Origin of the sequence: Pedobacter suwonensis (assembly GCF_900111825.1) — a bacterium.
Taxonomy (GTDB): domain Bacteria; phylum Bacteroidota; class Bacteroidia; order Sphingobacteriales; family Sphingobacteriaceae; genus Pedobacter; species Pedobacter suwonensis.
In genome coordinates, this window is the sequence record NZ_FOJM01000011.1 from 32,463 (window position 1) to 47,740 (window position 15,278).

The 15,278-nt window shown below is 40.1% G+C and carries 13 protein-coding genes; 8 read left to right on the forward strand and 5 right to left on the reverse strand.

Features of this window, described 5'->3' with window-relative positions; genetic code table 11:
• Nucleotides 1-25 precede the first annotated feature (25 nt).
• From BM107_RS14935 to truA, 4 genes are all read right to left on the reverse strand, one after another.
• Nucleotides 26-610, reverse strand: a complete 585-nt coding sequence (locus BM107_RS14935) for an RNA polymerase sigma factor (protein WP_090984716.1) — start codon at nt 608-610, stop codon at nt 26-28.
• Nucleotides 611-704: 94 nt separating this feature from the next.
• Entirely contained in the window at nt 705-2,549 is a 1,845-nt protein-coding gene (locus BM107_RS14940) for a glycoside hydrolase family 2 protein (protein ID WP_090984718.1), read from the reverse strand.
• 110 nt (nt 2,550-2,659) lie between these two features.
• Nucleotides 2,660-4,429, reverse strand: coding sequence for an ABC transporter ATP-binding protein (locus tag BM107_RS14945; protein ID WP_090984720.1), 1,770 nt, complete (start codon nt 4,427-4,429; stop codon nt 2,660-2,662).
• A 128-nt stretch (nt 4,430-4,557) separates the two neighbouring features.
• A complete protein-coding gene (truA, locus tag BM107_RS14950) occupies nt 4,558-5,310 on the reverse strand; it encodes a tRNA pseudouridine(38-40) synthase TruA (RefSeq protein WP_090985023.1) in 753 nt (250 codons plus the stop codon).
• Nucleotides 5,311-5,512: 202 nt separating this feature from the next.
• On the opposite strand from truA, the gene BM107_RS14955 reads away from it, so the two are divergent.
• The 5 genes from BM107_RS14955 to BM107_RS14975 all read left to right on the forward strand — a co-directional run bounded on the left by BM107_RS14955 (nt 5,513) and on the right by BM107_RS14975 (nt 9,584).
• Nucleotides 5,513-5,980 (forward strand): DUF4293 domain-containing protein, encoded by a 468-nt coding sequence (locus BM107_RS14955; RefSeq protein WP_090984722.1) that lies wholly within the window; start codon nt 5,513-5,515, stop codon nt 5,978-5,980.
• 16 nt (nt 5,981-5,996) lie between these two features.
• On the forward strand, nt 5,997-6,557 hold the full coding sequence (locus tag BM107_RS14960; protein ID WP_397239754.1) for a DUF4256 domain-containing protein: 561 nt from the start codon (nt 5,997-5,999) through the stop codon (nt 6,555-6,557).
• A 7-nt stretch (nt 6,558-6,564) separates the two neighbouring features.
• Complete coding sequence (locus BM107_RS14965) at nt 6,565-7,026, forward strand: glycosyl-4,4'-diaponeurosporenoate acyltransferase CrtO family protein (RefSeq protein ID WP_090984726.1); 462 nt, start codon at nt 6,565-6,567, stop codon at nt 7,024-7,026.
• Between the two features lie 51 nt (nt 7,027-7,077).
• A complete protein-coding gene (locus tag BM107_RS14970; RefSeq protein ID WP_090984728.1) occupies nt 7,078-7,446 on the forward strand; it encodes a DUF2200 domain-containing protein in 369 nt (122 codons plus the stop codon).
• A 251-nt stretch (nt 7,447-7,697) separates the two neighbouring features.
• Nucleotides 7,698-9,584 (forward strand): DEAD/DEAH box helicase, encoded by a 1,887-nt coding sequence (locus BM107_RS14975; protein WP_090984730.1) that lies wholly within the window; start codon nt 7,698-7,700, stop codon nt 9,582-9,584.
• 119 nt (nt 9,585-9,703) lie between these two features.
• Here the strand turns inward: BM107_RS14975 and BM107_RS14980 are convergent, their stop codons facing one another.
• Nucleotides 9,704-10,036, reverse strand: a complete 333-nt coding sequence (locus BM107_RS14980) for a hypothetical protein (protein ID WP_134204800.1) — start codon at nt 10,034-10,036, stop codon at nt 9,704-9,706.
• 211 nt (nt 10,037-10,247) lie between these two features.
• On the opposite strand from BM107_RS14980, the gene BM107_RS14985 reads away from it, so the two are divergent.
• From BM107_RS14985 to BM107_RS14995, 3 genes are all read left to right on the forward strand, one after another.
• Nucleotides 10,248-12,092 (forward strand): alpha-L-fucosidase, encoded by a 1,845-nt coding sequence (locus BM107_RS14985; RefSeq protein ID WP_090984734.1) that lies wholly within the window; start codon nt 10,248-10,250, stop codon nt 12,090-12,092.
• Nucleotides 12,093-12,355: 263 nt separating this feature from the next.
• Entirely contained in the window at nt 12,356-13,942 is a 1,587-nt protein-coding gene (bshC, locus tag BM107_RS14990) for a bacillithiol biosynthesis cysteine-adding enzyme BshC (protein WP_090984736.1), read from the forward strand.
• 87 nt (nt 13,943-14,029) lie between these two features.
• Complete coding sequence (locus tag BM107_RS14995) at nt 14,030-15,115, forward strand: Ldh family oxidoreductase (protein WP_090984738.1); 1,086 nt, start codon at nt 14,030-14,032, stop codon at nt 15,113-15,115.
• Nucleotides 15,116-15,278: the final 163 nt, after the last annotated feature.

A 15,278-nucleotide genomic window follows, 5' to 3' on the forward strand; every position in this document is an offset into this window, starting at 1 on the left:
AAATTAAAAAAGGAACTTAAACTTATCAGGAAATGGCAGCGATTACAGCCGAAACAAACAAAAAGAGATGTGTAAGCCTTAAACGCAGTGCTTGTGTGGCGACAGTCAACTGATTTTGAACAGTTTTTTGCGAAATATTAAGTTCAAAAGCAATTTTGGCTGTAGATAACCCGTCAAAATAATGCATTACAAATATTTTACGGCGTTTTTCAGGAAGTGCTTTGATGAACAAGGTTATCAGTTCGGCCACTTCTTTTTCTAATAGTATGCCATCGGTCTGTAAAGGAGAAATTAACTTATTTTCGAAAGATTCCCCAAAAAAGCTGTTTTTTGGACTTCTGGCAATATGTTTTAACACCTGAAACCGGACCGCCGTATGCAGATAAGCCACCGGATTTGCTAAATCGAGTTCAGCTTTTCTGTTCCACAGGTCGGTAAAAATATTCTGAATGATATCCTGGCATTTTTCTTTTTCTGGCAGGCGCTTGTAGGCTGCATTATAGAGTTCGATCCAATACAACGTATAAATTTTGCCAAATGCAACCTCATCTCCTTGCTTTAATAAGTCAAAAAGGTCATGGTCATGCTCATTATTTCTTTCGATATTCAATGATTAGGTGGGTTGCAAAACCAAACATAGTCATTTTTAAGGAATTATATCATGCTTCCAGACGGGAATTGAATATCCACAAACATGCAAAACATTATTTTCTTAGGCGATTATCTTTTTTAGCTGAACCAATGGTCCTGCCAGATTCGATAATTGCCTGGTTAATTTCCCTTACACGCTTGATATCCATTTTTTCCAGCTCACGATCATAGGTAAGTAAACCATTTATTTCGTGTTCAACGTCTGTAGTTTGGGTGTAAACGGCTGTGCTCAGGCCTTTATAAAGCATTAACTGCTCAACCTGCTGCATCAGCAGTACATAACGATCCGTAAGCGCACTAACAGTCGGTTCGTATCCGTATGCATTATTTTCGACCGGCCACATGTGCCCCCTCACAAAAAGTCCGACGCCACCATATTCTCCCAATGAAGCGGCGCGATTTTCATCTGGTTGTGATGCCCCGTTCGGGCCAATATAGATATGCGTATCTACAAAATCGCCATTTCCAGGGTCGCCCAGCGGTTTCTGATACCCAGGATTATTGTTAAACCCGGAATTGCCGTTAACCAGTCTGGATGGATCATATTTTTTTACCCAGGCGGTAATTTCCTTAACATCAAATGCACCCCAGTTTTCATTAAAGGGTACCCAACTGATAATTGATGGTGAATTGTAGAGATCATCCATTACCGCTTTAAGTTCTTTTCTGAAAACGCTTCGATTTTTCAATGTATCCTCGTTTTGGTACCACATGGCGGGCATGTCCTGCCATACCAGTATCCCCATTTTATCGGCCAGATAATAGAACCGTTTAGGTTCAGTTTTCATGTGTTTTCTGATGAGGTTAAAACCTGCATTCTTGGTAAACTCAAGATCAGATTTCAGCGCTTCTTCAGTTGGTGCGGTTAAAATCCCATCTGGCCAGTAGCCCTGATCTAGTAAACCCACCTGCATCTCAAACTTCCCGTTCAGCAGCGGCCTTACTACACCATTTACTTTACCCAGCCTAATATCACGCATCCCAAAGTAACTCATGATCTCGTCGGTTACTTTCCCGTTTTTATCTTTAAGCACAATTTTCAGGTCGTATAAAAAAGGATCATCCGGCGACCACAACCTAGGTTGATTTATCGGGAGAAATAACCGGGTTCCTGCTGCCCCCTTTATCTGCGAAACGGCTTTTTTTCCCTCAAATGCGGTAGCCTCAATCTGGCCATCAACTGCTATAACTGAAAGAATAAGCCGCTTATTTTCCACATCGGGCGTAATGCGGATCTGTTCGATATACGTATTGGCAACTGGCTCCAGCCACACACTCTGCCAGATACCTGAACTGAAAGTATAATCGCCGCGCGGACCGTTCTTGCCAGAAGGCGCTTTTCCATCATTGGGATCATAGGCTGCTACAATCAGTGTATTGGAGCCATTCTTTAAAAACGTGCTGATATCAAAACCAAAAGCATCATAAGCACCTGAATGGCGGCCGGCAAGTTTTCCGTTGACGAATATCGTTGCATTGTGATCCACACCATCAAAATGCACAATAACTCGTTTTCCTTTCCAGTTAGCAGGGATCTCAAACTCCCGTTTATACCACATATTAATTTCCTGCTTACGCTCAATGCCAGAGAGAAAGGATTCGGGACAGTAAGGCACCAGGATTTTTTCAGCTTTGCCAGAAAATCCTATGGCCTGCTTAGGCGCCTGGGCCGATGATGCATTCTTTCCGCCAATGTAATCCCAGCTGCCGTTTAGGTTGAGCCAATCTTTGCGCTGCAGCTGTGGACGTGGATAATCTGGGAAAGGCACTTTTGCCGTAGCAGCAGAAACCGTCCATTTGGTTGGGAGTTTAGCTTCCTGTGCCTGTAACGTTATTGAAAGTAGCAGCGTTAATGTGAAAAACAGGTATTGTCTAAAAATGGATATCAAATTTATCATCAGAACATCTTGAAATATCAGGGATATGTTAGCAAGCCATCGCTCGCTACTGCAAAGTAATGATAATGAGCTTGTAGGTCAAATTAATTTCAAGAAATGGATTGCAATTGTTACACTTTGGCAATCCCTTTTGAAGAGAACTGAAGATCGTAAAGCTTTTTATAATAACCGTTTAATTTTAACAACTGCTGATGCGTTCCTTTTTCTTTGATTTCTCCTTTATCAAGCACAATAATCTGATCGGCTTTTTGAATGGTTGAAAGGCGGTGGGCGATTACAATTGAGGTACGGCCCTCCATTAAATTATCAATGGCTTTCTGGATCAATAACTCGGTTTCAGTATCCACCGACGAAGTGGCCTCATCTAAAACCAGGATAGCCGGATTATGGACCAATGCACGGATAAAGGAAATTAACTGCGCCTGACCTGCAGAAAGTGTGGCGCCTCTTTCCATCACATTATATTGATACCCGCCAGGCAAACGTTCAATAAAATCGTGGGCACCTACTTTTTTGGCTGCATTTACCACGTCTTCTATCGTAATTTCAGGGTTGTTAAGCGTAATGTTATTCAAAATGGTGTCTGAAAACAAGAAAACATCCTGAAGAACCGTGGCAATGTGATTTCTGAGATAATCGAGTTCAAAATCTTCAATATGGATACCATCAACAGTGATATCTCCTTTTTTCACTTCGTAAAAGCGGTTCAGGATATTAATGGTAGAAGATTTACCGGCACCAGTCGCCCCAACCAGGGCAACAGTTTCACCAGCTTTAACCTCAAAACTGAGGTCTTTTAGTACATAGTTATCGTCATTGTACGCAAACCAGACCTTCTCAAACTTAATATTTCCTTCCAGTTTGCCAGGTTTTTGTTTACCGTTGTTAGGGGTAGTTTCGTCCGTATCTAAAACTTTAAAAACACGTTCTGCACCCACCATACCCATTTGCAGGGTATTAAATTTATCTGCCAGTTGGCGGATGGGCGTAAAAACCATACCGAGGTACATAATAAACTGTGTAATGGTACCGGGCGTAACATCCAGCGGTTTGGAAAGAATGCTTTTTGCACCATACCATACCAATAAACCCAATGACATGGCCGAAATCAGCTCAACTACAGGGAAGAATATAGAATAATACCAATTGCTACGGATATTGGCATCGCGATAACGTTTGTTGATGGCATAAAATTTTCGGTATTCCTGTTTCTCCCTCGCAAAATACTGCACAATAGAAACGCCGGTAATGTGCTCCTGCAAAAAGGTATTCAGGTTTGAAACCTCATTTCTAATTTCCTGAAAGGCAACCTTAATCGCTTTCTGAAATTTCCTTGTAGCCATAATCAGCAATGGAATGGGCAAAAGCACAACTAAACTTAATTCCCAATCGGTGTAAAACATCACGCCAACAATAACCACTACCTGCAAACTGTCGCCGATCATGGAAATTAAACCTTCCGAAAAGATATCAGCAATGGTTTCGAGGTCTGAAACCGTTCTGGTGATCAATTGACCTATTGGTGTTTTATCGAAAAACTTGAGCCGCAACCTGGTAATGTGGTTAAAAACACTGATCCGCAGATCGCGGATAACAGACTGCCCTAATGTATTGGTTAACAGCGTATGGTTATATTGGATCAAACTCTGCAAAACGAGCATAAAAACCATCAGCATGGTCATATTTACCAGGCCATCGTAATTTCCATTTAAAATATAATGATCAAGTGTGTATTTGATGAGAAACGGGCGTACGGGTGAAATGGCTGCCAGCAAAATGGTTAAAATAACCGACCACACAAAAACGGCACGGTAAGGCTTTACATATTTAAAAATACGTTTCAGTAATCCGGTGTTATATACGTCGCCTGTAACTGCCATGTTTAGGGTTTAGGGCGTAAGGCTTAGGGTATAAGGCCTGACACCTTTTTAATAATTTTAAATTATACTATCTTTTATCACTATTTCTATAACGGTCGCTGCACCTTCCGCCTTAAACTTTCGGCCTTCTACCGCAAATATGGATATTCTATTTTTACTAAATACAAACCACATGCAGGTACCGATTGCCCGGCCTTGCTACGGTTTTTACTTTCTATTATTGCCTTAAAAGCAGCTAAATTTATTTCTTTTTTACCAACCGACACCAAAGTACCCATAATGGCCCTCACCATGTTCCGCAAAAAACGATCTGCCTGTATGGTAAAAACCAGGCCACCTTCCTGTTCTTCAAATACCGCTTTAGTGATTTTACAATTGTTGGTAAAAGTTTGGGTATTTGATTTACTGAAACAGGAGAAATCGGTATAATTTAACAAAACAGCAGCAGCCTCATTCATGGTTTCCACGTCAAGCGGATCTTTTACCAACCATGACCTGTTAACCTTAAAAGGATCTTTTGCAAAGTGGATATAATATTGATAAGCACGTGCTGTCGCATCAAAGCGGGCATGGGCATCAGGATGTACGGGCATTATTTTTTTTGCAGCAATTTGATAGGGCAACATGGCATTGATGCCAGCAATGGCATTCAGTACCTTAAGTTCTTCTACATCTTCAACATCAAAATGTGCATAAAAATCTGTGGCATGCACTCCGGCATCGGTTCTTCCACAGCCCAATGTTTCGATAGGCTGCCGAAAAAAAACAGACATCGCCTTATCCAACAATTCCTGAACGGTGATCGCGTTAGGTTGCGTTTGCCAGCCATGGTATAAGCTGCCATCGTATGCCAATTGGATGAAATACCTTTTTTTACTCAAAACAATGCAAAAGTACAGTTTAACAGCCAAAGGGCAAAGCGCGAAGGCCAGAGTTTGGAGTTGGGCGTTTGGAGCTCAGCGAAAATTCCCGTCACAAACAGTCATTAATGCTTCTTATATACGAATCCCACTCCTATCCAGTAACTTTAATCTTCTTTCTTTTATCAAAAAAGGCTAGATTTGTTCTAATATATTTACATTCATGATACAAAGAATACAATCTATCTGGCTTTTTTTAGCCACTTTAACCCTTATTTTAATGCTTTTTTTACCAATCGCAACAAAAGTTGTCAGTGGTGATGAAAATCAGGTATTCACAAATGGCCTGCATTACTTTGTTAATGGAAAAAGCGGAAAGGTACTAAATGTTGACGTTTTCCTGCCCTTAATCATTACACACTCCGTACTGATATTGCTGTGCTTCATTAACATTTTCAGATTTAAAAAACGTACTCAGCAAAAACGGATTGCAGTATTTACCATTGCAGCTATTGCCGGGTTTGCTTTTTGGTGCAGCATTTATGTAAAAGAACTTCCTGGCGGCATAGAAGGTGCTAATTTTGGTGTTGGCGCTTACCTGCCAGCTGTAGCGATCCTCTTTATTGTACTGGCTATTTTTGGCATCAATAAAGATGAAAGGCTGATCCGTTCTGCTGAAAGATTAAGATAGTTTAATCGATTTCATGATGAAAAACCGAATGTTATCTACAGATCGAACCCGTGAATTGCTTAACTTATTAAAGCAACGTTTCGAAAAAAACATGAACCGGCACGAGGATATGGAATGGCAACACGTACTGAATAAATTGGAAGCCAATCCACAGAAACTTTGGGCGCTGAATGAAATGGAAGAAACCGGTGGAGAACCGGACGTAGTTGATCTTGACAACAAAAACGGCATTTATCTTTTTTTCGATTGTGCCGCTGAAAGTCCAAAAGGACGTAGAAGTGTGTGTTATGATGCCGAAGCGCTGGCATCAAGAAAAGAACATAAGCCAAAAGACAGCGCCATTAATCTTGCAAATGAATGGGGTGTTGAACTTTTAACCGAAACACAATATCATTATTTGCAGCAATTTGGCAAGTTTGACAGCAAAACCTCCAGCTGGATCAAAACACCTGATGATATTAGAAACCTGGGCGGCGCATTGTTTTGCGACTACCGCTATGGAAAAGTTTTCACTTATCATAATGGCGCAGAATCTTATTATGCAGCAAGGGCTTTCAGAGCTTGCTTAAGGGTTTGATTTTAAAATGATTATTAAATATCTATCTTTCAGTATTTCGATTGCCTTTATCTCATGGATTGTCGGCATGTTGATAAACGCTTTCATCAGAAAAACTGATTTTTACCACAATCACCTAAATCACCTTAATTTTATTAAAAGTGAAAAACTGAATAAAATTATTGGATTGCCTGTTTTTAAATGGATAGTGAAAAATACTTTTTTCAAATTTTTCAATCAAAAACTTAAACTTAAAGGCAAGATTGACGAGGCTGGTTTAATTAAATTACGTGCTGAGATGACGACATCGGAAACAGATCATTTAATTGCGTTTATTTTTGTAACTTGTTTTGCAATTGTTGCTTTTTACAATTTCAAATTTAAATCTGGCGGCATTATCATGTTTGTAAACATAATTATGAATCTGTATCCGTCTTTACTGCAGCAAGAGAACAAAAGGAGAATAGATCAATTTATCAATAAATTTTAGATTTATCTCCACTCCTTATAAATATTGTAAAAGGAAATTAAAAAGATTACAATGAAGGTAACCCCGGAGCATAATGAAAAAATAGCTAAAATGACTTTTTCATCTGTTTACCCGCATTATGTTACAAAAGTTGAGAAAAAAGGAAGAACAGTTGAAGAGCTGCACCAGGTAATTAACTGGTTAACAAGCTACAAAGAAGAACAAATCCAAAAACACATCCAACAGAAAACAACCTTTAAAGACTTTTTCGAACAAGCTAATATCAATCCGAAAGCGCATTTGATTACCGGTATGATTTGTGGTTACCGGATTGAAGAAATTGAGTATCCATTGACCAGACAAGTGCGTTACCTGGATAAATTGGTTGATGAATTGGCTAAAGGCAAAACGATGGAAAGAATTTTGAGGACTGATAACTAATTAAAATTGATCGGTACTGATCAAATCCTAATTTCGGCGACTAAAGAAATCAAGTTTTAATGCGGTAATCCGTTTAAAGGTTTTAAGCGACAATTTGCCCTTTGCCAGCCTGCCATTTTCTTTCTATTTTTTTAACCACCCTATTTCGTCCTTATTTCCAAACATTTAGCCTAAAAAACTATTTACTTGATTCTCTGTGAAATACAAAATATTAACCGTACCTTTGCGGCTCAATTAAAATAAATAGACGAATGACAAACCCATTTCAATTATTGGGGATAAGTGATGACGTCGTTAATGCCGTAAAGGACCTTGGATTCGAAAATCCAACGCCGATTCAGGAGCAAAGTATTCCTGTACTGTTAGAAGGCACTAATGATTTTGTTGGTTTGGCCCAAACAGGAACAGGAAAAACAGCCGCATTTGGTTTGCCGCTGTTAGAACTAATCGATTTTAAAGTTAACAAACCACAGGCATTGATTTTATGCCCTACCCGTGAGTTATGCTTGCAAATCGCTAACGACCTTAAAAACTTTTCTAAAAACATTGCTAATGCCCACGTGGTTGCCGTTTACGGTGGCGCGAACATTATGCAACAACTACGCGAAATCCGTCAGGGAATTCAGATCGTAGTGGCCACGCCCGGCCGTATGTTGGATATCATTGGCCGTAAAGCCATCGATTTTTCAAATGTTAAATATGTGGTGCTTGATGAAGCTGACGAGATGTTGAACATGGGTTTCCAGGACGACATCAACGACATTTTATCAACCACTCCTGATGACAAAAAAACCTGGTTATTCTCGGCTACCATGCCGTCGGAAGTTCGCCGTATAGCTAAAAACTATATGGATAACCCTGTAGAACTAACCATGGGCACAAAAAACACTGGTAACGTTAACATCGAACACGAATATTACATCGTTCGTGCACGTGATAAATACGCTGCCTTAAAACGAATTGTAGATTTTAACCCTGATATTTTTGGCGTTGTTTTCTGCAAAACGAAATTAGATACCCAGGATATTGCAGAACATTTAATTAAAGACGGCTATAATGCTGATGCTTTACACGGCGATTTATCGCAACAACAACGTGATAAGGTAATGCAGCGTTTCCGTGAGCGTAACATGCAATTGTTAATTGCTACTGATGTGGCTGCACGCGGTATTGACGTAAACAATGTAACGCACGTAATCAACTATTCTTTACCTGATGAAATTGAAAGTTATACCCACCGTTCGGGCCGTACCGGCCGTGCAGGTAAAACCGGTATCTCCATCTGTATCATCAACTCTAAAGAACTGGGCAAAATCCGTCAGTTAGAGCGCATTATCGGTAAACAGTTTACCAAAGCCGAACTGCCTACAGGATTTGATGTTTGCGAAAAACAATTGTTCTCACTGGTACACAAAGTACACAATGTAGAGGTTAACAACGAACAGATCGATCAGTACATTCCTCGTATTATGGATGAATTTAAAGATCTATCTAAAGAGGATGTGATTAAACGTTTTGCTTCGCTGGAATTTAACCGTTTCTTAGATTATTATGCCAAAGCGCCTGATTTAAATGCTGCTGTAGGTGAAGATCGTGGTGAAAGAGGTGAGCGTGGCGAAAGACGCGGACGCGGTAGCGAAGGCTATACCCGTTTGTTTATTAATTTAGGTTCTGTAGATGAATTTACCCGGGGCGATATGTTATCTTTTATCTGTAACAACGGTAAAATTGGTGGCAAAAGCGTTGGTAAAATTGATTTAAAAGGTGTTTTCTCTTTCTTTGAAGTAGAAGATGCTGTTGCAGACAAAGTTTTTGAAGGCTTTAAATCAGTTGAATTTAACGGTCGCCAGGTACGTATCGAGAAAAGCGGAGATAGCGGTCGTGGTGAAGGTGCTGGCGAAAGGCGCGGTGGCGGTGAAAGACGTGGCGGTGGTTTCGGCGGCGAACGCAGAAGCGGCGGTGGTTATCGTGGTGGCGACAGAAGAAGTTCTGGCGGCAGCGGAAGACGTGAAGGTGGAAACAGCGGTGGCGGTTTCAGAGATTTCTCTGGTCGCAGCCGTGATGAAAAAGGTGGAAGCGGACGTAGAGAAGGCGGAAACCGTGAAGGTGGAAGTGGCGAACGCCGTAAAAAATGGTAAAACATAAACCAAATATTTATAGCCGTTCTGATTATTCAGAGCGGCTTTTTTTTAAAAATAAGAACTGGTTATTTATTACCGAAGTACTGTTCCTAACAAAGGTTAACTATTTATGCTTTTCAGCTCCAGGAAAAAGCAGTATAGGCTATGTGATTAGCATTCATAAATTCGCCAAACAGCGAATAGGCCTTATTACCACTAAACCGCTGCTTTAAAGCGAATAATAAACCAGACTTATCCCCTGGTGCTAAATTAAAGATTTGATAAAACTTATCTACCTCTTCTGGTTCAAGGGTATAGGTATATTCATAATCCGTATCTCCCCAGATGGCTTCAATTGATTTTCCAATATCATATCCATCAAAGTAAAGTTGATCACGATCAGTAAAATACAATTCCATCGATATTTTGATATCGGGTTTTTCCAGGTAAAATAAGGTAGCTTTTTCCAAGGTATTTAATCTGTTTTAGGCTAGTGATGCCGGAAGATAACATCCGGTACGAAATCTAACTGCAATTTATAAATTATACAACACCAAAAATAAGATAGTAGGATTAGCTCTTTTTCGTTTCAACATATCGCGGAATGTCATAAATGCGCATCTTTTAAACCAAATCACTTTCAGAATATTATCTTTAACGTTAGCTATACTAAACAACATTATGCGTTATTTAAGGTTTTTCTTTGTTTTATTCCCATTACTTATTGGCAATAAACTTTATGCCCAACCAAAGGTACCTGATCAAAAAATGCGGTGGTTTGCCGATGCTAAACTGGGCATTTTTATTCACTGGGGCATATACTCCGTAAATGGAATTTCCGAATCCTGGTCGTTTTTTAACAACTACATTAATCATAACGCTTACATGAAACAGCTTGATGGTTTTACTGCAGCTAAATACCAGCCCGCAACATGGGTAAATTTAATAAAAGAGAGTGGTGCCAGATATGCCGTAATTACAACAAAACATCATGACGGTGTTGCACTTTGGGACAGTAAAATGCCAGGTGCTACCACCACGGTAAAGCATAGTGCAGCCAAAAAAGATTTAATTACACCATTTGTAAGTGAACTTAAAAAATCAGGTCTTAAAACAGGTTTATATTTTTCATTACCAGATTGGAGCTATCCTGATTATGACGGTTTTACGCGTGACAGAAACCGTTACGAATATAAGCAAGACCCTGCCCGGTTTAAAAAATTCCAGAATTATTTTCATGGACAGCTCAATGAACTTTCCAGCCAATACAATCCGGATTTAGTTTGGTTTGATGGCGATTGGGAACATAGCGGCGAAGAATGGCAGGCTAAACAAATATTGGAAAATCTGCGTAAGGCGAATCCAAATGTTATTATCAATTCGCGTTTAAATGGCCACGGCGATTACGATACACCGGAGCAGGGTGTTCCGGTGTTAAAGCCTGCATCTCCAGAGTGGGAATTGTGTTACACCATGAACGATTCGTGGGGATACCAACCTTATGACAACCACTACAAATCGCCGAATATGATTATCCGTACACTTGTTGATTGCATTAGTATGGGTGGTAATTTGTTGCTTGATATCGGTCCGAAAGCGGATGGAACCATTGCGCCTGAACAGGTTAAAATTTTAAAAGGTTTAGCTCACTGGACACAAAAACATGCTGAAGCCATTTACGGTACGCAGGCTGGAATCCCAAGCGGCCACATTGTCGGAAAAACGAGTTTATCCAAAAACAAAGATGTGTTGTATCTGTATCTGGACTATAAAACAAAAAATGGCATTTTGCTATCAGGTATCAAATCGAAAATCAACAAAATTGAAATCGTTGGCAGCAAAGCGCAGATACATTCAATCAAATTAAATGAAACTGATTATTTACTTAATTTAAAAGAACCTGATTTCGACAGCGATGTAACCGTTATAAAAGTCTCCTTAGATGGCCCTATCGAACTTGCGGATAGTAAACAAGCCGCCCTTTCGCTGGCAGACCTGTATGCCGCGCCCAAAGAAAATGAGTTAACCAGCTTAAGCCTGAATAAACTGGCCGGTAATTTAAACGCCGGCATTAATATATTTCAAAATAGCAGCTTACCTGCCGACGGTTTAGACTTTGACCCAGGCATTAAAAATGCGGATCAAAAAGTTAGTAACTGGGTAATCAAAAATGCCGAGGCCCTTTACAAAACCGGAAAAGGAATCCCTGGCGGGCATTACCAGGGCAACACCGCACTTTCTGCCGATAAACAAACGCTTTATTTATTTGTAGAAGGCACACCAACTGGTCCCATTGCCATTAAAGGCTTAAAAAACGACATCAGCAGGATCAGGATTGTAGGTGAAGGCACTATGCTTCCGCACGAAATTTATAACAAACTATATTGGAGCAAGATACCTGGTATGGTTTACATTCCACTACCTGAAGATAAGCTGGATCCTGAATTAACCGTAATTGCTGTACTTTTAGATCGTCCGGTTGACCTGTACCGTGAAAAAGTTGGTGCGATTGAAAGCAATCTTTAATAGAGAATCGTCCTCTCCACTGAAGCGCAATCCCGAAAATTAAGTCGGGAGAGCGATTTTTCAACATAGCTAAAATATTTCTTCGCTACGGTTGAAAGGACGAATCCACGAAAAACAAATCATTATTTTTTTTATTTTTCCGTAACTGAGCCAGAACTATGATTATCCTGATTACTGTGACACCCTGGCAAAAATTATTTAACAATTGTAAAATAGTGGCGCGACTTTATAATTATCCTTAAATTGCATTACTTTCGCAAATCATGCAGGCAAAATATATTTCCTATCAGGAAACCGGATCATTTTCAAAACTGGTTTTAGATTATATTAACGACGAAGAACAGCTGAAATCTTTTTACAGTTACCGCCCGGATATGGAGGGTTTAGCCCATGCAATTGAACACAGAAATTTCCATGGAAACCGGACTACTTTAGTTCAGGTTCTGCAAGATCAATACCGGCATTTAAAGCCCAATAAATCGGTTACCAAAAATATAGAGCTTTTAGCGCTTGATAATACCTTTACGGTAACGACCGGTCACCAGTTAAATTTATTTACCGGTCCGCTTTATTTTATTTACAAAATCGTAACGGCCATCAACTTAGCTATTGAGCTGAAAATGGCCCATCCCGAAAAAAACTTTGTCCCGGTTTATTGGATGGCTACCGAGGATCATGATTTTGATGAGATCAATCACGTTAATGTGGATGAGAAACATATCAGCTGGATCCAGAAAACCAATGGTGCTACCGGAAGATTAAGTACCAAAACAGTTGCCGCAGCAGTAACCGCATATAAAGGATACCTTGGTATCTCAAAAAATGGAAAACGGATTGCCAAACTGGTAGAACAGGCTTATTTGCAACATGATAATTTAGCCGATGCTACCCGGTTTTTAGTGAATAACTTATTCGAGAAATATGGCCTGGTGATTGTAAATGCAGATGACGCTCAATTAAAAAAGCAGTTTGCGAATATTATTACCGAAGATATTATTCAGCATAATAGTGCGAAAAATATAGATAACAGCTCTAAAAATCTCGAAGAACTGGGTTATAAAACACAGGTTAACGGTCGGGACATTAATTTCTTTTACCTGATTGATAACCTCCGCGAACGCCTAATTTTTGAAGATGGTAAATATATTGTCAACCATACCGAAATCAGCTTTACCGAAGCTGAATTAAAAGACGAAATCGAATCTCATCCTGAACGGTTTAGCCCTAATGTGGTGATGCGCCCCATGTACCAGGAAGTGATTTTACCTAATATTGCCTATATTGGAGGGGGTGCTGAAGTATCTTACTGGATGCAGCTGAAAGCAAATTTCGACTATTATCAGGTAGATTTCCCGGTATTATTGCTACGCAATTCTGCTTTACTGATCGACAAACGCAGTGCTGAAAACCTGTACAGACTGGGGTTCTCATTAGAAGATATTTTCCTTCCCGCAGAAGAACTGAAGAACATCTGGGTAAAGCGGAATACAACTGCCGAGCTCAGTTTAGCCGATGAAACCCGCGCAATTAACAGCATTTTCGACCAAATTAAGTTAAATGCCTATAAAATAGATAAAACCCTCTCTGTTTCTGCAGATACGGCAAAACAAAGAGCCAACCGTTTGTTAGCAAACCTGGAAAAGAAACTATTCAGGGCAGAAAAAAGAAAACATGAAACAGCTTTGCAGCAGATTGATAACGTAAAGAAGAGACTATTCCCAAACGGCACATTGCAGGAAAGGATTTTGAATATTGCACCCATGTATGTTAATTATGGAGAAGATTTTCTATCATCTTGCGTAGAGAATTTTGAGCCATTAGGCGGTGACTTTACGGTTTTGTTGCCATAATTTATTTTTTAGATCCGTCATGCTGAACTTGTTTCAGCATCTATTGAGACCCTGAAATAAATTCAGGGTGACGACAAATATTACTAAATGAACTTCATCACTTTTACTGAAACCAACCTACGAACCTTTACCTATCATGTTTTCAAAAAAATGGGCTGTTCAGATGAACATGCAGGTTTAGCAACCGATGTTTTAGTCCGCTCAGATTTACGCGGAATTGACTCGCATGGCGTTGCGCGCTTAAGTGGCTACGTACGCCTGTGGGAAAAGAAACGAATTAATGCTACTCCAAACATTAAAATTGTTCATGAAACCCCTACTACTGTAACAATAGATGGCGACGCCGGGCTAGGATTGGTGGTGGCGCCCTTTGCCATGCAGGTTGCTATCGAAAAAGCAGAAAAGTATGGTAGCGGCTGGGTATCAGTTAAAAATTCCAATCACTTCGGCATAGCAGGTTACCATGCCTTAATGGCGGTAGAAAAAGACATGATCGGTATCAGCATGACTAATGCAAGCCCTTTGGTTGCACCTACTTATGCCAACGAACGTTTACTGGGTACTAATCCCATGTGTTATGCTTTCCCCGCAGGTAAATACCCACCAGTAGTGGTAGATATGGCGACTGCAGCTGCAGCTAACGGTAAACTGGAAATTGCACAGCGCGCCAACAAAAGTATCCCGGATGGTTGGGTTCAGGATAAAAATGGGGAAAACTCTACCGACCCTAACGAATTAAAAAACGGTGGTTCGCTTCTTCCTTTAGGGAGCGATAAAGACCACGGAAGCCATAAAGGTTATGGATTGAGTGCAACGGTCGATATTTTATCGGCGGTATTATCCGGGGCAAATTATGGTCCATGGGTACCTCCTTTTGTAGCATTCCTGGAACCCTCTGCGAATCCGGTTGGTGAAGGACTTGGCCACTTTTTAGGTGCTATGCGTGTAGATGGTTTCAGACCAGCTGCAGACTTTAAAAATCACCTGGATAATTGGATAGAACGCTTTAAAAGTGCAAAAACAGTAGATCCCAACAAACAGGTTATTATACCAGGAGAGCCTGAGCACGAATTTGAACAAGAAAGAAAAATCAGCGGCATTCCGATCATTGACGTAGTGGTAAAAGACCTGAATGAGTTAGCTATAAAATTGGGTTTAGCAGAATTGAAATAATTGATTTTTGTTTAACCGCAAGGGACTTTTTGCGATCGTTGAGTTAGAAACTCAATCTTATTCAACATCCGTAGGAGACGCTACGCTTAACTCTACGAACAGAAGCACAGAAGCACTCCAGAAGCACTCAAAAAATAGTCATCTCGACTGAAGTGCAGCGCAG